This window comes from Streptomyces sp. P3, assembly GCF_003032475.1.
In the GTDB taxonomy this organism is placed as follows: domain Bacteria; phylum Actinomycetota; class Actinomycetes; order Streptomycetales; family Streptomycetaceae; genus Streptomyces.
The window spans coordinates 8077376-8096857 of record NZ_CP028369.1 but is presented as its reverse complement, the minus strand read 5'-3'; the positions used below and the strand labels follow the sequence as shown (position 1 = coordinate 8096857).

Below are 19482 nucleotides of genomic sequence, written 5' to 3'. Positions count from 1 at the left end.
CGAGGCGGGCGGCCGGACGATGGCCGGGCCGGGCCGTGCGCGGCACCCACCGCGAGCGACAGCGGTGGAATCGGCCTCTTTGGCGGTCGATGTGGTCGTGCACGGGACTACCTCCGGATCGGTCGCCGTCAGCATCCACCGGCGGCGGTGCTCGGCGCGGCGGCCGATGGTCTTCACTGGCAGGGCCGACAGTCCCTCTTCGCGCGAGGTGGCGCAGGGCCGGTCGGGCCGTAGGGCTGCGGCAGGGTCAGGTGGGGTTCGAGGAGCGGGAGGTCAGGGCGCCCGCGGTGGCCACCAGCGCGCCTCCCAGGCCGGTGAACGCGGCGCCCAGACCCGTGACCAGGGTCGTGAGGTGCCATGCCTGGTAGGCGGACATCAGCGAGGCGCGCAGGGACTGGCCCATGAACGCGGTCTGGCGCAGCTGGGAGAGTTTCTCGTCGTCGCCTCCGGCGGCGTGCAGCTCGGTCGTGATCTCCGCGTAGGTACGGCCGCCGGTGGCCTTGGCGAGGTTGCCCCTGATGAACTCGGCGTAGGCGTGCGCCTCGGGGCCGGTTTCCACCCGTCGGCCGGCGTAGGCGGCGAGGTCGGCGGGCAGCCCGCGTTCGGGGAAGGCGATCTTCTGGGCGGCCAGCTCGGTGGTGATCTCCTTCCTGCCGCTGCGGCCGCGCCACAGCATGACGGGTCCGGCGACCACGAGCGCTGCGCCGACCGTCCCGAGCAGGGTGCCGGCCCGGCGGTGCGATCCGTCCATGACGTGTCTTCCTTCTTTCCTTTGCTGCGGGTTGCGTGACGGCGTGTGCACGTCGGCTGGGGCCGGGTGCACGCACCGCCGGGACGAGTGGCGCGGGGTCAGCGGTGGCTGAGCCGCAGTCGCCAGGCTTCGGGGCCGCGTTCCAGGTACTCCACCGAGAACACCCCGGGGCTGCGCTGCTCGATCTGCGCGAGCAGCGGCAGCGGGTCGTGATGGGCGACCAGTACCATCGCGGTGCCGGCGGGGACGGCGTCGAGGGCGCCGAAGACCGTGGCGTGTCGTATGGCGTGCGGCACGTCCCGGACGTCCAGTTGGGGTTCGTTCTCCTCCTGCGCACCGCCGCAGCCGCACACTCCGCCGCAGCCGCCGGTCTCCTCGTTCTGCCGTTCGTACATGTCGTGGCCTTCCTCGTGGTGCCGGTCCTGGGTTGCGCCCTTGGTGGACGAGTCGTTCGCGAGCCGGTGGTGCATGTCCGTGAGCAGTTCCGCCAGACGGACGTCGGGGGTCATGGCGAGCAGCGGCAGCACGAGGCCGTTCTCCTTGGCCAGGTGCTCCTCGAAGAGCACCTGGAGGGCCCGGGCGTCGGCTGCGGCGTCCACCGGTTCGGGTGCGGCGCGCAGGGCGCCGACGAGCGTGGTGAGGCAGCGGTGTTCGCCGATCAGGCTCTCGACGAGCAGGCGGGCCTCGGGGATGCGGTGGGCGGCGGGGTAGAGCGCGGCTTCCTCGGCCGCGGCGTGGGGCAGGAGCGAACGGTCGCAGAAGGCCACGAGACCGGCGTGGAGCTGCTCGGCGGCGCTCGGGTCGCGGTGGACGGCGGTGAGCAGCATTTTCACCCGTCCGGCCAGTTCGCCGGCGAGTCGGGCGTGGTGGGCCTCGGCTGATTGCAGGGCCGTGGCGTCCTCGGCGTCCGAGGCAAGGGTCAGCTCGCTCATGGCGGTGTCTCCAGCAGGTCGGGGCGGCTCAGCCGGCCCATGGGTGGGGAAACGCGCATCCGCGGTGCCGGCGCCCGGGTGGATGCGGCGTCCGGCCGCACCGGGCGGCCGGACGCACGATCGAACCGGGCGACACGCGCCTTACCCGCTGCGCCCGCGGCGGCCAGGGACGGGGGATCGGCCACCAGAACGGGCGCGGGATGCGGTCGTACCTGACAGATGGGCATCTGCGGTTCGATCAGTGCCCAGCATGCATGACGAGCCTGCCCGACTCCCTGGCCGACCGGGCCCGGCACCGGGGCCATTGGTCCCTGTTGGGAGCGCCGCGGACGGGCCGGAAGGCCACCCGGCAGGGACCGGCGGCCCCAGGTGCGGCAAGGCCCGCGCCCCATAGCGTTCCCAGTCATGGAGAACGATCAGAACGCGCGGCGTCGGGCGCCGAGCGCGGGTGAAGGCCGGCCGCCTGCGGCCCGCCGACTGCGCACCTGCTCCCCCGGCCGGGTCCGCTGTCCGTACGTGCGCGGCACCCTGCTGAAGCTGTGACGCGAAGCCCACGAGCGGTTCGGCGACCTCGTGGCAGCCCGGACCGAGATCACCGGCGCCTCCGCGAAGGCGCGGGCATACAGCTGATCCTGCCGCGCTCCGGCCCTGAACCGACCTCGGTCCGGGCGGAGTCGACAGCCGTGGTGAAGGCCCTGCCGGCCACGCCCGCGGCGGAGCACCCGGCCCGGTTCACCGACTGGTCCGCCGCACAGGACCCCGGGGCGCCGGAGCGCCACGGAGACGGCGAGTTCGCCCCTCCGGGCATCCGCGTGCCTTCCACGCCCACCCCGCCCACTTGCGTGCCACCCGCTCCGACCAGCCGTACGGAAGGCCCCCGATGAGCGCCGCCCCCACCCCCCTGGCCCCCGCCTCTACGAGCGGCGCCGACCTGCTGCTGTGGGTCGCCGTGCCCTACATCTGTCTCGCGGTGTTCGCCGTCGGACACGTCTGGCGCTACCGGCAGGACCAGTTCGGCTGGACCTCACGCACCACCCAGCTCCTCGAACACCGCTGGCTGCGCTACGGCAGCCCCCTGTTCCACCTGGGCGCCTTCATGGTGATCGCCGGACACGTCGTGGGACTCGCCGTCCCCGACTCATGGACCGAAGCCGCCGGCATCACCGAACACGCCTACCACACCACAGCCGTCTGGGCCGGCTCCGTCGCGGGCATCGCCATGGTCGCCGGACTGGGCATGCTGTCCGCACGCCGCCTGCTGACACGATCGATCCGGCTGGGCACCGACCGCAGCGACAAACTGCTCTTCCCCCTGCTGTCCGCCACCGTCCTGCTCGGCATCACCGCCACCGCCGCCCACAACGTCTTCGGCCCCGGCTACGACTACCGCTCCACCGTCTCCGTCTGGTTCCGCGGCCTGTTCGTCCTGCAACCCCACCCCGAAGCCATCGCCGGAGCACCCCTGCTGTTCCAGCTCCACGCCCTGAGCGCGTTCCTGCTCTTCGCCGCCTGGCCCTTCACCCGCCTCGTCCACGTGTGGAGCGCCCCGGTCGGCTACCTCACCCGGCCCTACCTGGTCTACCGCCGACGGGCCACACCGGCTCCGACGGCAGCGGGGGGCCGGCGACGGTCGGCATCCACCGGGCGGGCGGCATGAGCCACACACCCGCGCTCGCACCGGACGCCACGACCGCCCCGCGCACGAACGCGGTGGGCGCGAGCCGCCGAACGGGCCTGGTCATGCTCGTCACCGGGATCGTCGGCTGGCTCGCCTCCTTCCAGCTCACGGTGGACGACTGGCGGCTCCTGAAGGACCCCGCCTACCGACCACCGTGCAACATCAGCCCCGTCGTGAGCTGCGGCAGCGTCATGTCCAGCTCGCAGGGCAGCCTCTTCGGCTTCCCCAACATGCTGCTCGGACTCGGCGCCTTCGCCGCGGTGACCGCCCTGGGCGTCGCCGTCCTCTCCGGGGCGCGCCTGCACCGTGGGCTGTGGCTCGCGCTGGAGGCAGGGATGCTGGCGGCGGTGGTGTTCGTGCACTGGCTGATCGGGCAGTCGCTCTACGAACTCAACAAGCTCTGTCCCTACTGCGCCGTCGTCTGGATCGTCACCATCACCCTGTTCTGGTACATCACCGTGCACTGCCTGGAGCGGGGAGTGATCCCCGCGCCCCGGGGTGTGCTGGCGGTCGTCCGGGACACGCACTGGATACTGCTCGGCGCCTGGTACGGGGTGATCGCTCTCCTGGTCCTGACCCGCTTCTGGCCGTACTGGAGCAGCCTGATGTAGCCGGCCACGGCGCTGCGCACCGCCTGCTCGCTGATCACACGGACGAAGGAGGACCTGATCGTGGACGACGTACTGAGGGAGTGGACGGCGGTGGTGAAGGCCGACCTGGGCATCGACCTGGAAGTCGACCGGGCCCTGCTCCTCGCCCTCGCGGGCGATGCCGCACACGGCGTCGCCCGGCCCGCGGCCCCTTTGACGACCTTCCTCGTCGGGTATGCGGCGGGCCGTGCGGGCGGCGGCTCCCGAGCAGTGGCGGATGCGGCCCGACGCGCCGGGGACCTCGCCGCCCGGTGGGCCGGTGAAGCCGGCCACGGTCCCCGGACCGCGTGACAAGTCCTCCGCGCCGCCCCGTCCGACTGCCCCTGTGTCTAGGTGTCCCTCCGTCGCTGTGCCCCCGGTGTTCCGTGTTCCCGGTGTTCCCGGTTGTCCCTGTGCCCCTGGCCTCGCAGACCATCGTGAGGTCAGGGGCACAGGGACAACCGGCTGTGTCGGCGTGGTCAGGAGGTCCCCTCGTGCGAGGCGGGCGCACGGCCGAACAGGCCGCCCGGTGAGGCTGCGTTGCGGACCTCGCGCAGACCGGGATGGCGTTGCCGCAGCCGGCGCTCCAGGCGCTGGTGCAGCGTGAACCAGGAGGCGGGGCAGCCGTGGCAGGCGCCGCCGAGGCGGACCGTGACGATGCCGTCGCGAACGCCGACGAGTTCGATGCTGCCGCCGTGGGACCGGACGAAGTCGCCCACCTCCCCGGCGAGGACCTCGCGTGCCACACCGTGCAGTTGCTCGTCGTCGTCGCAGGAGGAGGTGCCGTCGACCGTGATCCATCCGGCGGGGTCGTCGAGGGCGGCGTACAACGCGCTGCGGACCCGGGCGCCCTCTTCGGACCAGTTGCGTTCCGCGCCGAGGCAGGTGATCACTGCCTCGCCGTCCAGGGTGATCTGCGCGAGGGTGCCGTCGGCCAGCAGCGCGGCCAGCGGTGCGGGTACGTCGGCGAGCGGGCCGGTGCCCCTGCCGGTGAGGACGTCGCCGGACATGACCCAGCGCAGCCGGTCGGGCCGGCCGGGCATCTGCTGAGGATGCATGGGAATCATGGCCGCCGCTCACCCGCCCAGCAGGACGGTGACCGTCCGGGCCAGGTAGGCCATCAGCCAGGCCAGTACGGTCAGATAGGTGAGGGCGATCGCCGGCCATCTCCAGGTGCCGCTCTCCCGGCGCAGGACCGCCACGGTGGCCATGCACTGCAGGGCGTACACGAAGTAGACCAGCAGGGCTGCGATGGTGGGGGCGGTGAACACCGGCTCTCCGGCGCGGGGCCCGTCGGGGTACGTCATGGCCTGTAGTGCCCGGCCCGGGTGTTCGGGGTCGTCGGCGGCGGCGACCTGCCCGAGGGTGGCCACGAACGTCTCGCGGGCACCCTGGGCCGACAGGACACCGACGTTGATGCGCCAGTCGAAGCCCAGCGGGTCGAAGACGGGGGCGACCATGCGGCCGAGGTCGGCGGCGTAGCTGTGGTCGACGGTGTAGGCGGACACGGCGACGGAGTCGGTGGTGTCGACGCCGGCCGTCCGCAGCTGCGCGTCCGTGTACAGGGGCAGGTTCAGCAGCAGCCACAGAAGGACGCTGGTGGCGACGATGACGGTCGTGCACTTGCGCAGGAAGGCGCGTGCGGAGGACCACATCGCCACCAGCACCGCGCGCGGGGCGGGCAGCCGGTAGGGCGGCAGTTCCATGAAGAACGGCACCGGTTGTCCGTGACGGTCGCCGAGCTTCTTGAACGCCCAGGCGGCCAGCATCGCGGATACGGCGCCCAGCAGGTACAGGCCGAACATGACCAGGCCCTGCGCGCCGAACGGGCCGGCCTTCGCGGACGGGTCGACGAGCAGGCCGATGAGCAGCACGTAGACCGGCAGTCGTGCCGAGCAGGTCATCAGGGGCGCGGCCATCATCGTGGCGAGGCGGTCCTTGGCCGAGGGCAGCGTGCGGGTGGCCAGGATGCCGGGGATCGCGCAGGCGAACGACGACAGCAGCGCCACGAAGGCCCGGCCCTCGAGGCCGAAGCGGGCCATCACCCGGTCCATCAGGAACGCCGCCCGCGCCAGGTAGCCCACCCCTTCCAGCAGGGCCAGGAGCAGGAACAGCAGCACGATCTGCGGAACGAACACCAGCACGCCGCCGACACCGCCGATGAGGGCGTCGCCCAGCAGGCCGGACAGCCTCGGACTGTCGACATGGGCGTGCACCTGGCCCGACAGCCACGCGAAGAGCGTCTCCACCCAGTTCTGCAGCGGGGCGGCCAGCGTGAAGACAGTCTGGAAGAACAGCGCCATGACCGCGAAGAACACCATCGGCCCCCACACCGGATGCAGCACCACCGCGTCCACGCGCCGGGTGCCCCGGTGGTGTTCGGGAGGCCGGTAGCCGGCGAAGGCCAGGACCGATTCCGACCAGGCGTCGCGCTCGGCGGGGTCGGCGGGCGGTGGCACGGCAGGGGCCGGCCAGCTGCGCCATGTGGTGAGCCGCTCGCGCAGCTGCGCGATGCCCAGGCCGCGGTGGCCGACCACGGGCTGCACGGGCACGCCGAGCGCCTGCGCGAACGCGTCGATGTCCAGGCGCCCCTGGCGGCGGGCCAGTTCGTCGGTGAAGGTCACCACCACACAGGCCGGCAGCTCGCGGGCGAGGACCTGGGCGACGAATCCCAGGGAGCGCCGCAGCGTGGTGGCATCCACCACGACCAGCAGGGCGTCGGGCCGGTGCGCGCCCTCCAGCCGGCCTTCGAGCACATCGACGGTGATCTGTTCGTCGGGGCTGACCGGCTCCAGGCTGTAGGTGCCGGGCAGATCCTCGATCTCGTGCCGGTGCCGACCGGTCCGGGACGTGCCGACGAAGCGCGACACCGTCACGCCGGGGTAGTTGCCGGTCTTGGCGCGCAGACCCGTCAGTCCGTTGAAGACGCTGGTCTTGCCGGAGTTGGGGGCACCCACCAGGGCGATCCGCGGTGCTCCGGTCACCGTCGTGTCCGTGCCGCCGGCGTCGTGGCAGCCCGCGCTCACCGCTGCACCTCGCCGACGTGCACGCAAGCGGCCTGGGCCCGTCGCAGGCACACCTCGTAGTCCTTGACGCGGTAGAGGACCGGGTCACGCAGCGGCGCCCGGCGTACCACCTCCACCACCGCTCCCGGCGTGAACCCGAGGTCGTGCAACCGGCGGACCACGGTGGGCGCCCCGTCGGCGACGACGCCCGTCACCGTGGCGCGAGCGCCGGGCACGAGATCGGCCAGTGAGCGCGGCGCGGCCGTCACGGTGATCTCCGGCCGCGTGAGTCCTCGTACAGCCCGTCAACAGCACTCATCCAGGTCTCCACCACGTCGCACCGGGGCGACCAGCACCCCGCACAAGGAACATCAAGAACGTTTGATAAGGCGACGCTAACCTCACCTCCGTGCTGGAGAGGTGGGGCTTACAGCCCTGTGGCAGGGGCCCTTCGGCCCCATCGGCCAGGACCACAGGGCCGTCAACAGGCTCGCCGGACGAAGGGCAGGGCTGCCACCATCGGTTCGGGGCGGATGCCCGCTCCGTGGCCATGTCACCGGCCTCGCTCGCGGGCCTGCCCGCCAGGGGCCGCTCCAGTGCGGCGACGGCCGTGGGCAGCGGCTCGGCGCCCGGGAGGTTCGCCAACAGCGCGACGGCTTCACCCGGTTGCGGACCGGCTGCGCCATCAGCCGTCGCGTCAGTCGTGAAGGGCACTGTGCCCGGCGGTGCTTCGGCAGCCCGGGGCCGGCCCGGTTTCGCGAGACGGCCGTCCGGCCCTGCCAGGACGACCCCGTCGGCCTCTGCCGCCGCCGGTCACCGATCCGTCACCTCCGGCCGGACGCTCCGCAGGCCGGAGCCGTCGGCCTCGTCACCGGCCGGCCCCGCCCGGACGGCTCCGCCGGCCCGTCCACATCAGAGTGCCGGCCTTGTTTTCGTACGCTTCCCCAGTGGCCGGTTCCGGACGCGCCAGTGACCGTTGCCCGCCGGGAAGCACCGTCCGGCGGGCCGCTCTTCCGGCACTCACACGATCTCGAGGACGTCCCTGACGGGGCGGCGGGGTGTGGCCGGGCCCCTCGGGCCGTAGCCGACGCGCAGCACCATCTGCACCTGGCCCGTGCCCGATCCCGGGTCGCGGGCCAGCAGGCGCAGCTCGCGGCTCTCCAGGGCGTGGGAGGTCAGGGAGGTGGCCAGATCGGCCAGCGTGGCCTCCAGCAGGACGCGTTCCAGTGCCTGCCCGGCGCGCAGCCAGTCGGCGGGTCCGTCGCCGAGGGTGCTCAGAAGGGCCAGGTGGGGGGTGTGCTCGAAGGTGGTCGTGCCGCGGTCGGCCACGGCGCGGCGCCCGGCGAAGTCGCGCACAGGGGCTTTGCCGTCCCATTTGCGGGGCCCGAAGGCGTACTCGGGGACGCCGTCGACGGCGGTGTCCGCCTCCGGGCCGAGGCGGGTCCAGCGGACCAGGTCCTCGCCGGCGTCGGGGTCCATGGCGTCGCGGCTCTCAGCGTCTCGGACGAGGTCGAGCAGGGTCTCGGTGTGCCAGAGGCCGGGGAAGAGCAGCTCGGCTTCCTCCCGCGCCGCCGCGCTCCGCAGGACGGCCCGCAGCTCGTCGGGGATGTCCTGCTCGGCGAAGGGGTGCCGACTGGTGTGCCGCTGCCGGATCGCGGGATACAGCCGCGCCAGGCCGTCGTCCCGCGGGTTCCCGGCCGGGTCGGCGAGATGAACGGCGGCGAGCAGCAGCGGGTCCTGCGGCTCGGGCAGCAGCCTTGTCCGCGGCACGAGGTCCGCGTGCGCGGCGGCGACGCGCAGGTTGAACAGAGCCGCCCCGCAGCCGATGTGCAGCGCCCGGTTGCCGGGATCGGAGCGGGGCATGGCCCGCTCCGGATCGGCTCGCAGCAGCAGGAGACGCTCGTCGGACAGAAAGCGGAAACGCCACGGCTGCGCGTTGTGCATGGACGGGGCCGCGGTGGCCTCGGCCACCAGCATGGCCACCCTCTTCTCGTCGAGCTGACGCAAACCCATGTCGGCCTCCTCGTTCGCTCCCGCCACAAGGGCCTGCCGCCATCAGGTACCCCATTGGGCAGTGGGGCGGACGGCTTGCCGCCGCACATCACAGGGGCGGTCGGTCTGCACCCGGCGGGCCGACCCCCAGTGTCCTCCCGACGGGAGCCCGCGGTCGTGAGTTGCGATTGCGGCGCGTCACGGCCGCCGGCCTCCACTCCCCCGGCGGCACATGCCGCCGGAGCCACCCGCGGGCGCTCGGAACCTCAGGCGGCGGGCGGTCGGACGAGGGTGTTGTCGCCGGTGCGGCCGGCGAAGTAGTTCACGACGTTGGCCGCGGTCGTCTCGGCGATCTGCCCGACGGCGTCCTGGGTGAAGTACGCCTGATGGGATGTGACCAGGACGTTGTTGAAGGTCATCAGCCTCGCGAGGCGTTCATCGGTCATCACCTCGAGCGACTTGTCGAGGAAGAACACCCCGGCCTCCTCCTCGTACACGTCCAGGCCGACACCTCTCAGCCGCCCCGCCCGCAGGGTTTCCAACAGCGCGTCGGTGTCCACCAGACCGCCGCGGCTGGAGTTGACCAGGATCGCGTCGTCCTTCATCAGCGCGAACACACGGGCGTCCACGAGGTGGTGGGTGTCCTCCAGCAGCGGCACGTGCAGGCTGACCAGGTCCGCCTCGGCGAACAGCCGCTCCCGTTCGACGTACTTCATACCCAGGGCCAGACAGTCGGGGTTCTCGGCCACGTCCCAGCCCAGCAGCCGCATCCCGAAGCCGTGGGCGATCCGCGAGAACGCGGCCCCGATCTTCCCGGTGCCCACCACCCCCGCGGTCCGGCCGCGCAGGTCCCTGCCCATCAGCCCGTCGAGCCTGAAGTCGAACTCCCGGGTCCGGTGCGCGGCCCGCACGATCCGGCGGTCCACGGCGAGCGCCAGCGCCCAGGCGAACTCGGCCACCGAGTACGGCGAGTAGAACGAAACCCGCGCCACGGTCAGCCCCAGCGCCTCGGCCGCCGTCAGATCGATGTTGTTGTAGCCGGTGGAGCGCTGGGCGATCATCCTCGTGCCGCCCTCGGCCAGCGCGCGCAGCACGTCCGCGTCCAGGGTGTCGTTGACGCTGCTGAGCACCACCTCGCGGCCGGCCGCGGTCGGGGCGGTGTCCCGGTTCAGGAACAGCCGCAGACAGCGCAGTTCATGACTCTCGCCGAACTCGCGGGCGAATGCGTCGTGCAGCAGGGGTTCCTCGTCCGCGAGGACCCCGTACGCGATGATCTCCATGTGTTCCCCTCCCGTGGGCGGTTGATCATCTCTCCACCGTAGAGGCGGAGTCCTGGGGCAGGTCCGACGGGCCTCAACGGCATGGCGGACCGCGTCACACGCCGGGGGCCGCTCCTGGCGTGCGGGGATCGCGGCCGTTGCGGGCATCCCGACGCGATCCTGCCCGCTCGCCCGGCGGGTGGACGGCAGACACCCGGCCCTCTTTCGGGGACCTTCGGCCCTGCTCGGCGCCCTGGCGTGCCGCCTACCGCGGGTGCGGGAAAGGGATGCCCGACGGCCGGCCCGCACATCCTCGCAGCACCTCCGCGACACGGTCCTCCGAGCCTGGGACACCGCGATGTCGATCTTCCCGGCGCCGTGGACGAGCGACGGCGTGCGCGTCAGGGCCGGTTAACCTGTCGGCGTGATCGAGAACCTTCCTCCATGCCCGAAGTGCTCCTGCGAGTACACCTACGAGATGAACACCCTGGTCGTGTGCCCTGAGTGCGGCCATGACTGGATGCCCGCGGAGAGCGGGGCGGACGAGGACGGCGCTTCCGCGGTGCGGGTCGTCAAGGACTCCGTCGGCAACGTGCTGCGGGACGGCGACAGCGTGATCGTGGTCAAGGCGCTGAAGGTCAAGGGCAGCCCTTCCGGGATCAAGGCCGGCACCAAGGTGCGTGGCATCCGCCTCGTCGACGGCGTCGACGGCCACGACATCGACTGCAAGGTCGACGGTTTCGGGGCGATGCAGCTGAAGTCCGCCGTGGTCAGGAGAGCCTGACCCCGCCACCCCCGCCCTTCCCGTCGGGACCACCGGCACAGTGACCTGCAGAATTGCAAAATTTCGCAATTGGTTAGATGCTGTGTTGGTTGTGTATGCAGGTAGCCACGAGCAGAGCCGTTCGCGTCCGCCCCTCCGGGCGGGGTTCGCAGGGAAGCCGAGGAGTCGTGTCCGTTCCGCTGTACCAGGCCGAGGCCGAGTTCTTCCGGACGCCGGGGCATCCTGTGCGGATACGGGCACTGGAGCTGCTCCAGGAGCAACCGGTGCGGGCGCGGGACCTGCTCGCGGCCGTCGCGCTGAAGCCCTCCGGCCTGTCGCGGCAGCCGGCGGTGCCGGCCGGACGGAACGAGCGGCTGACCGAGTTGCGGGAAGGCGAGGTCGCCACGCGATGACCTCGCAGACGAGCCGGGTCCGGGCCCGGATCACTTCGCTGCTGCCCACGCGTGCCGACCTGGCGGAGACGCGGCGCGACCCTCGCCGGGATCTGCTGGCCGGGCTGACTGTGGCCATCGTGGCGCTGCCGCTCGCCCTCGGCTTCGGCGTCTCCTCCGGCCTGGGCGCGGAGGCCGGCCTGGCGACCGCGGTCGTCGCAGGTGCGCTCGCCGCGGTGTTCGGGGGGTCGAATCTGCAGGTGTCGGGGCCGACCGGCGCCATGACGGTCGTTCTCGTGCCCATCGTGGGCGAGTACGGGCCCACGGGCGTCCTGACGGTCGGCCTGATGGCCGGCGTGATCCTCGTGGCGCTGGCCGTACTCAAGGCCGGCCGTTACATGCAGTACATTCCGGCGCCCGTGGTCGAGGGCTTCACCCTCGGCATCGCCTGCGTGATCGGCCTGCAGCAGGTCCCGAACGCACTCGGCGTACCCGGGCCCGAGGGCGACCGGGTGCTGGTGGTGACCTGGCGGGCGGTGGAGGAGTTCACGAAGTCCCCGAACTGGACCGCGCTCGGCTTCGCCGTCGCCGTCGCCGCGGTCATGCTGGTCGGGGCGCGATGGAGGCCGACCGTTCCGTTCTCCATCCTGGCCGTGATCGCGGCGACGGTGGTCGCGCAGGCCGCCGGGCTGGACGCGGCGAAACCGATCGGCGACCTGCCGGCCGGGCTGCCCGCGCCCTCGCTGTCCTTCCTGGACATCGGCTCCCTGGGGACGCTCATGGCCCCGGCCGTGGCGGTCTCCGCCCTGGCCGCCCTGGAGTCCCTGCTGTCCGCCTCGGTCGCCGACGGCATGACGGTCGGCCAACGCCACGACCCGGACCGCGAGTTGTTCGGCCAGGGGCTGGCGAACATCGCCGCCCCGCTGTTCGGCGGGGTACCGGCGACCGGCGCGATCGCGCGTACCGCGGTCAACGTCCGCACCGGCGCGAGCTCCCGGATCGCCGCCCTCACCCACGCGGCGGTCCTCGCCGTGATCGTCTTCGCGGCGGCGCCTCTGGTCTCGAAGATCCCGCTCGCCGCGCTGGCGGGCGTGCTGCTGGCCACGGCCGTCCGCATGGTCGAGGTCGGCTCGCTGAGGGCCATGGCGAAGGCCACCCGCTCGGACGCGCTGATCCTCGTCCTGACCGCCGTCGCGACCCTGGCCCTGGACCTCGTGTACGCCGTCATCATCGGCCTCGCCGTCTCCGGCGCGCTCGCGCTGCGTGCCGTCGCCAAGCAGGCCCGCTTCGACCAGGTGCCGCTCGACCGAGGTGACCACAGCGCCGAGGAACACGCGCTGCTGGCCGAGCACATCGTGGCCTATCGCATCGACGGTCCGCTGTTCTTCGCCGCCGCCCACCGCTTCCTGCTGGAGCTGACCGACGTCGCCGACGTCCGCGTCGTGATCCTGCGGATGTCCCGGGTGTCGACGATGGACGCCACCGGCGCCCTGGTCCTGAAGGACGCGGTGGAGAAACTGCGCCGTCGCGGCATCACGGTCCTCACCTCCGGGGTGCGCCCGGACCATCGGCAGGTCCTGGACTCCGTCGGCGCGACGGAGTTGCTGCGCCATGAGGGCGGGGAGTACGACACCACCCCCGAGGCGATCCGAGCCGCCCGCGGTCACCTGGAGGCGGCCGGCGTGCTGCGCGCCGTTCCCGCCCGGAGTCCCCGAGCCCCCGGTGTGTCCAGCACCTCCAACACCTCCAGCAAGGAAACCTTGCGATGAGCACTCCGCCCGTTCCCCTCCGTGTGGCCGGGGTCTTTGGTGCGGATGCGCTGCGGCCGGCTGAGGGCGGCAGCACCGGCCGGCCGACGCACCCGGCAGCGGAACCTGACCGTGATCCGGCCCACCCGGCACATGTGGAACACGGCCGCCCGGTCGTGCGTACGCCTTCCCCGGCCGCGGTGGTGCCCGCGACGGCGACGTACCGAGTGGACGAGATCCGTGGCGTGCCCGGCACCGGCACGACGGTCACCGTCTCCGGTCCCGCCGCGGTGATCACAGACCTCGACGAGGCCGCCCGCCCCCACTGCCTCAAGGGCATGCGGGGTGCCCCCCTCCGGCGCACCCCGAGGACCCGGACCGACGGCGCGCACGACGTCCTGCTGAGCCCGCGTCCCCGAACCGGCACAGGTCTGCGCCCTGCCCGCGCGGAGGTGTGATGTCCACGCGGCTCGAAGCCCTGCCCTACCGGCACGTGCTCACGCTGCCCACCGAACCGTCCGCGGTACGGACGGCACGCGAGACGGCCGAGCGGGCCCTGGTCGAATGGCGGGTAGGGATGCGTCACCCCACGGTGGGCCCGGCCCTGCTGATCCTCAGCGAGCTGGTCACCAACAGCGTCCGCCATGCCGCGGACCTCTCCCCGACGATGACCGTGATCTACGCGGCGGGCCCGGACTGTCTGGCCTTCGCCGTCCATGACCGCCATCCCTACCAGCCCGCCCTGTACGGGGCGCTCGCCGTTTCCGGCACGGGCGGTCTGGCCACCGTCATGGAGATCACCCTCGGCCTGGGCGGCACGGCGGTGGTCCGCGCGGACGCCGACGGCCGGGGCAAGAGCATCTGGATCACCCTGCCCCTCTGACCGATGGTCACGCATACCACCTGCAACCCGCACAAGGGAGCTCACCCGATGACCATCGACTGGCGCTACACCGTCGGGGAGAACCTCGGCATCCTCTCTGTCGCGGGATGCCTCGGCCCGGAGGCGGTGCACCGCTTCACCGGCGCCATCGGCTGGGCCCTGGCCCGCGGCACCGGGCCGGTGATCGTCGAGCTGACCGAGCTGCGCGGCTGGTCGGCCGAGGGACAGGCGGCGATCGCCGAAGCCGCGCGCTGCATGGCGGAGGCCGGACGCAGCCTGGAGCTTGCCGCCATCCCCGCCGACGGCTCCCTCGTCCCGACCGGAGACGGGGTGCCGATCCCGGTGCACGCCGACCTGGCCGCCGCTCTCGCCGCGCACGCCCCGGGAATCGGAGAGCACGTCCAGGGCCGCCACGAGTGGCGCACCACCGGATGGACTGACGAGAACCCGCCGGGCACCTGACCCCGTCGGCGCCCGACCCCGTCGGCTCGCCACAGGGCGAAGGCCCCGTCGCCGTGGCCGGCGGGCGTGACAGCGGCGCGACGGACGGCCGACGGTGCGCCCGGCCGACGGGCTCGGGCCGCGGGAATCCGCCACTCGGTCCGACGGCGATGTCACCGCACTTGCGGCGGCAGCCGGGGCAGGTGAGTCAGGCGACGCCGGTGCCGCGCAGCGCGGTTCGCCTCATGTCACCCTCCTCACGCGACCTCAGAAATTGCTAATATTGGCAATTCCTGAGGTCGTCATTGCCGGATGCGGCGATCCGGTTTCTCCATGCGGGTTCGGCATGGCCGGAGCCGCACGCGAGGATGGGCCACATGTTGTCGACGAGTGGGTGGATGCGATGCGCCGAGGCCCGGCCGGAGGGGCCGTTCTGTCGGGCCGAGGAGGCGACGGCACGATGAGTACGCCGCTGTACCAACTGAAGGCCGAGTTCTTCAAGACCCTCGGCCACCCGGCCCGTATCCGCATCCTGGAGCTGCTGAGCGAGCGCGAGCACGCGGTAGCCGAGATGCTTCCCGAGGTGGGCATCGAACCCGCCCATCTCTCCCAGCAGCTCGCCGTGCTGCGGCGCGCGAACCTGGTGGTGACCCGCAAGGAAGGCTCCACCGTCTACTACTCGATGACCAGCCCGCACGTCGCCGAGCTCCTCCGGGTCGCCCGCACCATCCTGTCCGGCGTCCTGGCCGGCCAGGCCGAGTTGCTCGCCGACCTGCAGGCCGCGCAGGGGGAGGCGAAGCCGCCGTCGTAGCGACCGCCCCGGACGGGCACCCCGGCGAGACGGGAACGCACCCGCCGGAGAGCTCCGCGCATCACGGTGAGCGCGGTGACAGGGTCAGCCGGGAGCTCGGCGTGACGGGAACGGTCCGAGTATGCCGAGGCGCTTCGTCGGAGAGGGCGAGACGAGGCATGGGAGTCCTCGGGTCGCGGCCCAGCGGTACTGCCAGACCCGCTTTCTGTGCGACAAGTACGGCCTGCCGCTACCGACCGCGTTGACGACCGACGGGGACGACGACCCCCTGGCCGACGTCATGTGACCAGTGGCGCCGGCACACCGAGGTTGACCCTCCACCATGTCGAGGGCTCAGGGTTACGGGTGTGGAGAACGAGATGCGCAGCATCGGGGAGATGGCCCGGGACAGTGGACTGAGCGTGAGCGCGCTGCGGTTCTACGACCGTGCCGGGGTCCTGGGCCCCGCCTGGGTGGACCCGGTCAGCGGCTACCGCTGGTACGAGCCGGGGCAGTTGGAGGAGGCCCGTTTGCTGGCCCGGCTGCGTCGGGCGGGCATGCCCCTGGCCGACATCCGGCTCGTGCTGGCCGGCTGGGCCGGTGCCGACACGGACCTGGTGCGCGGTCTGCTTCAGGCGCACCTGCGCCGTCTCGAGCTGGCGCTGTCCGATGCCCGCGTCGAGTTCTCCACGCTCCGAGCTCTACTCGACCGCAGGGAGACAGACCCCATGACCTCATCCCACACCGCCGCCCCCGCCGCCCGGTTCTCCGTCCCCGCGCCGGAGTTGGCGGCCGCGTTGGACGCTGTGCGTTTCGCCGCCGGTACGGACGCGGAGCTGCCGATGCTCGGCGGAGTCCTGTTCGACGTCGAGGGCGACGGCCTGCACCTCGCGGCCACCGACCGCTACCGGATGGCCGTCGCACAGGCGCCCGCGACCGGTCACGAAGGGGACCGGAAACAGGTCGTCGTGCCTCTTCCGCTCGTGGACTCGATGCGGGCGCTGCTGACCGGCGAGGAGCCCGTCCGGCTCGCGGTGGACGGTGACCGCGTGACGCTGGAGACCGGCGACCGGCAGACGGCCGGTCGGAGTCTCGGCCACGAGTTCCCCGACTACCGCCGTCTCGTCGACGTCCCGGCCGGTCGCCGGGCCCACGTCGACACGACGGCTTTCCGTAAGGCTCTGGAGACCGGCCCGGTCCGCACGAACGAGACGCGGGATCAGGACGGCGAGCCGCACGATCTCAGTGTGCTCAGGGTGACGGAGAACGGGACCGTCGTCGTGTGCGACGACGGTGACGACGACCAGGGCAACGTCGCCGTCAACCGTGAGTTCCTGCTGCACGCGCTCGCCGCCGGAGCCCGTGACGAGCTGATCCTGGAGCTGGGCGCGCCCACGGCGCCGCTCGCGATCCGCCGGCCCGACGGTGAAAGCGCCTTCTCCTTGCTGATGCCGGTCCGTCTGGAGAACTAGACGAGTCATTCCGAATGCTGACGGTGCGTCTGGGAACGAAGGCAGGGCGTCCAAGATCGATCTGTGACGAATGATCTGGACGCCCCGCTGACCGCACTGCACGTGAAGATCGACGACGAGGCCTGGCCGGCGAGGAAGCCGCGGCCGAGCGGGGACCAGGGCACCAGGCCGATGCCGAGTTCCCGCAGAACGGGAAGGATCTTCTCCTCCACCTGCCGCTCGAAGAGCGAGTACCCGTACGGGAGCACGGAGACCGGGGTGACGGCGACGATCCCGCGTCGACCACGATCAGCAGGGTCAGAAGCCGTTGCGCATCTACCGTCAGCGACGGCGAGTCGAGCCCTGAGCTTTGCATGCAGTTCATGCTGCTCAGGGCGCTCGCTCATACGGCGGAAGCCGGTGACGTGTGCACACCGAGCCTGCCCTTTTCAGGGCTCCGGGTCGGTGGTGTGGGTGCGCCGGTAGTGGTCGTAGTCGCTGGTGTGTTCTTCGGCCCAGTTCTGCAGGTGCTGCAGTGCTGAGGTGACGCCGCGGGCGAGGTCGGTCAGGTCGTACTGCACCGTCGGTGGGCGGCTGGTGTGCACGGTGCGGGTGATCAGTCCACCGGTCTCGAGGTCGCGCAGGGTCTGCGCGAGCATCTTGTCGCTGACGCCGCCGGCCCGTCGGCGCAGCTCGGACCAGCGTTGCGGGCCGTCCATGAGGTCGACCAGGACCAGGGCGGCCCACCGGGCGGTGACCAGGTCGAACAGCTGCCTGCCGGGGCAGGCGGGATTACGGACGTTGCCTCGCGCGCTTTCCTGCACGTGCTCACCTCACCTGAAGGTATGTACTTCCCAAGAGAAAGTAACTCGGTGAGAGTGAGGGAGCCAACCCCTGATCGTCAAGGAGTACCTGTGGTAACCGACGTTTCCGTGACCCGCGCCGTGAACACCGTGACGGTGCTCGGCGGCCCCACCGCGCTGATCCGCCTGGCCGGCTGGACGCTGCTGACCGACCCGACCTTCGACGCCGCCGGCACGGAGTACCAGGACGGCCCGGTCCTGGTGCGCAAGACCGCCGACCCGGCGCTGAAGCCCGCACAACTGCCCGCTCTCGACGCCGTCGTGGTCAGCCACACCGGGCATCAGGACAACCTCGACACCGCCGGGCGTACGGTGGCCTCCGGCGCCTCGGAGGTGTTCACCACCGTCGCCGGCGCCACCGATCTCGGGGGTGCAGCCGTCGGCCTGGAGCCCTGGCAGACCCGGACCCTGTCGAAGCCGGGCCGCACGCCGCTGAACATCACCGCGGTCCCCGCCCGTCACGGGCCCGTCGGCACCGAGGACGTCACCGGTCCGGTCACCGGCTTCCTCCTGCACACCGACGACGGCTCCACGCCGAGCGTGTACGTCTCCGGTGACACCGTCGACCTGGACGCGATGAGTGCCCTGGCCGGCCGGTACCGCGTCGACGTGGCGCTGCTGCACCTGGGCGCGGCCGGCTTCGAGGCATTCGGTGACATACGACTGTCACTGACCGCGACCCAGGCCGTCGAGGCCCGCCGCCTGCTCGGCGACCCCCTCGTGGTGGCCGTGCACGCCGAGGGCTGGGCGCATTACACCGAAGACCGCAGCCACGTCCAGCAGACCTTCGACGCCGCCGGCGTCCCGCTGCACTGGCCCACCCCGGGCGAGCCCATCACCCTGCCCGACCCGCACACCCGCTGACGCCTCACCCAGGGCCGCCGCCGGCGCACCGGCCCGCCCCTTCTACGCCGCCGCAGACGCGGGAGCGGCTGCGGTCGCCGCACCGCGCGAGGGCCTCGCCACCGTGCCGGACATCACCATCGGCGCGCACGACAGCGCCCAGCAGCTTGTGGAGGCCGACGCCGCGCACCACCGGTCAATGGCTCACGTGGATCGGCCTGTAGCCGACCCGCCCGTCCGCAACGAAAGAAAGAAAAGGAAAGAACATGAAGCCGGAAGTCGTGCACGAGCGCTTCGCCCAGTACCTCAAGGACCGGGACCTCGACGGACTGGGTTCCCTGTTCGACGAAGACGCCATGTTCGTACCGGGACCGGGGCAGGAGCCGGTCTACGGCAGGGAAGACATCAAGGAAGCGCTGAAGCCCTACCTCGCCTCGCCCAGCACCATGGAGGTGGTGGCCGCGTCGGTCCATCAGAACGGCGACCTGGCGATGGTCCAGCCGTCCTGGCGGATCACGAGCGAGAGCGGCACCGTGGAAGGAAAGGCGGTCGAGGTGATGAGGAGGACGAGCGAGGGCGACTGGGTCTACATCATCGACAACCCCTACGGCGTCTGATTCTCGTCGTCCCGGCATCACCGTCGGGCGACGGAACCTCGTCACGGCAGCGGTGGCCGCATCGACTTTCTCGATGCGGCCACCGCTTGCTGTCCGGCGTCGGTGACACGCTCAGTGTCCGGTGTGGTCCGGGCGCGGTTGGCCGGTGAGGGTGAGCAGGTCTTCGACGTGGCGTTGTGCGGTGAAGGCTCCGCTGCTGCCGGCAGTGAACAGGTCGGTGCCGGCGAGGTCCACGCGGGCACCGGCTGTCACGGCGCCGTGATCCGAAAACTGCTGACGGCAGGGGGTGTGCGGGACTGCCAGGAGGTCGGGCGGGCTCTGGCCTCGGCCTCGGCCTCGGCCCGGCCATCGTGCGGGATGTCGCGAAGTCGCACGGCGGCACCGTCTTCGCATGCACAGGAAATGGCGGCGCGGAAGTCGGGTTCGGCGCGAACGGCTCACGACT

General features: G+C 71.9%; 23 protein-coding genes and 2 pseudogenes. 15 read left to right on the top strand and 10 right to left on the bottom strand.

All coding sequences use genetic code 11. The features are described 5' to 3' along the window. Positions 1 to 247: 247 nt before the first annotated feature. Positions 248 to 751 (bottom strand): hypothetical protein, encoded by a 504-nt coding sequence (locus C6376_RS35755; protein WP_107447207.1) that lies wholly within the window; start codon positions 749 to 751, stop codon positions 248 to 250. Positions 752 to 849: 98 nt separating this feature from the next. Beyond that, on the bottom strand, positions 850 to 1683 hold the full coding sequence (locus tag C6376_RS35750) for a DUF2249 domain-containing protein (protein WP_107447206.1): 834 nt from the start codon (positions 1681 to 1683) through the stop codon (positions 850 to 852). 405 nt (positions 1684 to 2088) lie between these two features. On the opposite strand from C6376_RS35750, the gene C6376_RS44075 reads away from it, so the two are divergent. The 4 genes and pseudogenes from C6376_RS44075 to C6376_RS35735 all read left to right on the top strand — a co-directional run. Beyond that, a complete protein-coding gene (locus C6376_RS44075) occupies positions 2089 to 2226 on the top strand; it encodes a hypothetical protein (RefSeq protein WP_159083355.1) in 138 nt (45 codons plus the stop codon). Positions 2227 to 2563: 337 nt separating this feature from the next. Next, complete coding sequence (narI, locus tag C6376_RS35745) at positions 2564 to 3340, top strand: respiratory nitrate reductase subunit gamma (RefSeq protein WP_107447205.1); 777 nt, start codon at positions 2564 to 2566, stop codon at positions 3338 to 3340. Beyond that, entirely contained in the window at positions 3337 to 3972 is a 636-nt protein-coding gene (locus C6376_RS35740) for a vitamin K epoxide reductase family protein (protein WP_254076197.1), read from the top strand. The genes narI and C6376_RS35740 overlap by 4 nt, the downstream gene beginning before the upstream one ends. 69 nt (positions 3973 to 4041) lie before the next feature. Then, positions 4042 to 4302: pseudogene (locus C6376_RS35735) on the top strand (DUF6457 domain-containing protein); the annotation flags it as partial. Between the two features lie 167 nt (positions 4303 to 4469). Here C6376_RS35735 and C6376_RS35730 read toward each other — a convergent pair. The 5 genes from C6376_RS35730 to C6376_RS35710 all read right to left on the bottom strand — a co-directional run bounded on the left by C6376_RS35730 (position 4470) and on the right by C6376_RS35710 (position 10267). Then, positions 4470 to 5048 carry a NifU family protein gene (locus C6376_RS35730; RefSeq protein ID WP_216825644.1) on the bottom strand — a complete coding sequence of 193 codons (579 nt, stop codon included), beginning with the start codon at positions 5046 to 5048 and terminating at the stop codon, positions 4470 to 4472. A gap of 18 nt (positions 5049 to 5066) precedes the next feature. Beyond that, complete coding sequence (locus C6376_RS35725; protein WP_107447203.1) at positions 5067 to 7016, bottom strand: ferrous iron transporter B; 1950 nt, start codon at positions 7014 to 7016, stop codon at positions 5067 to 5069. Then, positions 7013 to 7264, bottom strand: a complete 252-nt coding sequence (locus C6376_RS35720) for a FeoA family protein (protein WP_107447202.1) — start codon at positions 7262 to 7264, stop codon at positions 7013 to 7015. The genes C6376_RS35725 and C6376_RS35720 overlap by 4 nt, the downstream gene beginning before the upstream one ends. 751 nt (positions 7265 to 8015) lie before the next feature. Then, positions 8016 to 9008, bottom strand: a complete 993-nt coding sequence (locus C6376_RS35715) for a nitroreductase (RefSeq protein WP_107447201.1) — start codon at positions 9006 to 9008, stop codon at positions 8016 to 8018. 245 nt (positions 9009 to 9253) lie between these two features. Then, on the bottom strand, positions 9254 to 10267 hold the full coding sequence (locus tag C6376_RS35710) for a 2-hydroxyacid dehydrogenase (RefSeq protein WP_107447200.1): 1014 nt from the start codon (positions 10265 to 10267) through the stop codon (positions 9254 to 9256). A gap of 403 nt (positions 10268 to 10670) precedes the next feature. On the opposite strand from C6376_RS35710, the gene C6376_RS35705 reads away from it, so the two are divergent. The 9 genes from C6376_RS35705 (at position 10671) to C6376_RS35670 (ending at position 16735) form a co-directional block, all read left to right on the top strand. Next, positions 10671 to 11030 (top strand): zinc ribbon domain-containing protein YjdM, encoded by a 360-nt coding sequence (locus C6376_RS35705; RefSeq protein WP_107447199.1) that lies wholly within the window; start codon positions 10671 to 10673, stop codon positions 11028 to 11030. A 167-nt stretch (positions 11031 to 11197) separates the two neighbouring features. Next, positions 11198 to 11422, top strand: a complete 225-nt coding sequence (locus C6376_RS35700) for a hypothetical protein (RefSeq protein ID WP_107447198.1) — start codon at positions 11198 to 11200, stop codon at positions 11420 to 11422. Next, positions 11419 to 13170: a SulP family inorganic anion transporter gene (locus C6376_RS35695; RefSeq protein WP_107447197.1), complete on the top strand. Its 1752-nt coding sequence runs from the start codon at positions 11419 to 11421 to the stop codon at positions 13168 to 13170. Before C6376_RS35700 ends, C6376_RS35695 begins: the two co-directional genes overlap by 4 nt. Before the next feature lie 155 nt (positions 13171 to 13325). Further along, positions 13326 to 13607 (top strand): hypothetical protein, encoded by a 282-nt coding sequence (locus C6376_RS45805; RefSeq protein WP_254076196.1) that lies wholly within the window; start codon positions 13326 to 13328, stop codon positions 13605 to 13607. Continuing rightward, positions 13607 to 14032 (top strand): anti-sigma regulatory factor, encoded by a 426-nt coding sequence (locus C6376_RS35685; RefSeq protein ID WP_107447196.1) that lies wholly within the window; start codon positions 13607 to 13609, stop codon positions 14030 to 14032. The genes C6376_RS45805 and C6376_RS35685 overlap by 1 nt, the downstream gene beginning before the upstream one ends. A 48-nt stretch (positions 14033 to 14080) precedes the next feature. Then, on the top strand, positions 14081 to 14494 hold the full coding sequence (locus tag C6376_RS35680; protein ID WP_107447195.1) for a hypothetical protein: 414 nt from the start codon (positions 14081 to 14083) through the stop codon (positions 14492 to 14494). A gap of 439 nt (positions 14495 to 14933) precedes the next feature. Next, entirely contained in the window at positions 14934 to 15284 is a 351-nt protein-coding gene (locus C6376_RS35675) for a metalloregulator ArsR/SmtB family transcription factor (protein WP_107447194.1), read from the top strand. Between the two features lie 121 nt (positions 15285 to 15405). Further along, positions 15406 to 15570 (top strand): hypothetical protein, encoded by a 165-nt coding sequence (locus tag C6376_RS44070; RefSeq protein WP_159083354.1) that lies wholly within the window; start codon positions 15406 to 15408, stop codon positions 15568 to 15570. 73 nt (positions 15571 to 15643) lie between these two features. Next, a complete protein-coding gene (locus C6376_RS35670) occupies positions 15644 to 16735 on the top strand; it encodes a MerR family transcriptional regulator (RefSeq protein ID WP_107449376.1) in 1092 nt (363 codons plus the stop codon). Between the two features lie 125 nt (positions 16736 to 16860). Here C6376_RS35670 and C6376_RS35665 read toward each other — a convergent pair. Both C6376_RS35665 and C6376_RS35660 read right to left on the bottom strand, forming a co-directional pair. Then, a pseudogene (locus C6376_RS35665) lies at positions 16861 to 17001 on the bottom strand (aldo/keto reductase); the annotation flags it as partial. A gap of 162 nt (positions 17002 to 17163) precedes the next feature. Further along, positions 17164 to 17538: a helix-turn-helix domain-containing protein gene (locus C6376_RS35660; RefSeq protein WP_107447193.1), complete on the bottom strand. Its 375-nt coding sequence runs from the start codon at positions 17536 to 17538 to the stop codon at positions 17164 to 17166. A gap of 90 nt (positions 17539 to 17628) precedes the next feature. Between C6376_RS35660 and C6376_RS35655 the strand changes: the two genes are divergently transcribed. Both C6376_RS35655 and C6376_RS35650 read left to right on the top strand, forming a co-directional pair. Continuing rightward, entirely contained in the window at positions 17629 to 18441 is an 813-nt protein-coding gene (locus C6376_RS35655; protein WP_107447192.1) for an MBL fold metallo-hydrolase, read from the top strand. 245 nt (positions 18442 to 18686) lie between these two features. Further along, positions 18687 to 19037, top strand: a complete 351-nt coding sequence (locus C6376_RS35650; protein ID WP_107447191.1) for an SgcJ/EcaC family oxidoreductase — start codon at positions 18687 to 18689, stop codon at positions 19035 to 19037. Positions 19038 to 19148: 111 nt separating this feature from the next. On the opposite strand, the gene C6376_RS44065 is transcribed toward C6376_RS35650, so the two are convergent. Next, the gene (locus C6376_RS44065; RefSeq protein ID WP_159083353.1) at positions 19149 to 19289 is read right to left on the bottom strand and encodes a hypothetical protein; all 141 of its coding nucleotides are present in this window, start codon (positions 19287 to 19289) and stop codon (positions 19149 to 19151) included. Positions 19290 to 19482: the final 193 nt, after the last annotated feature.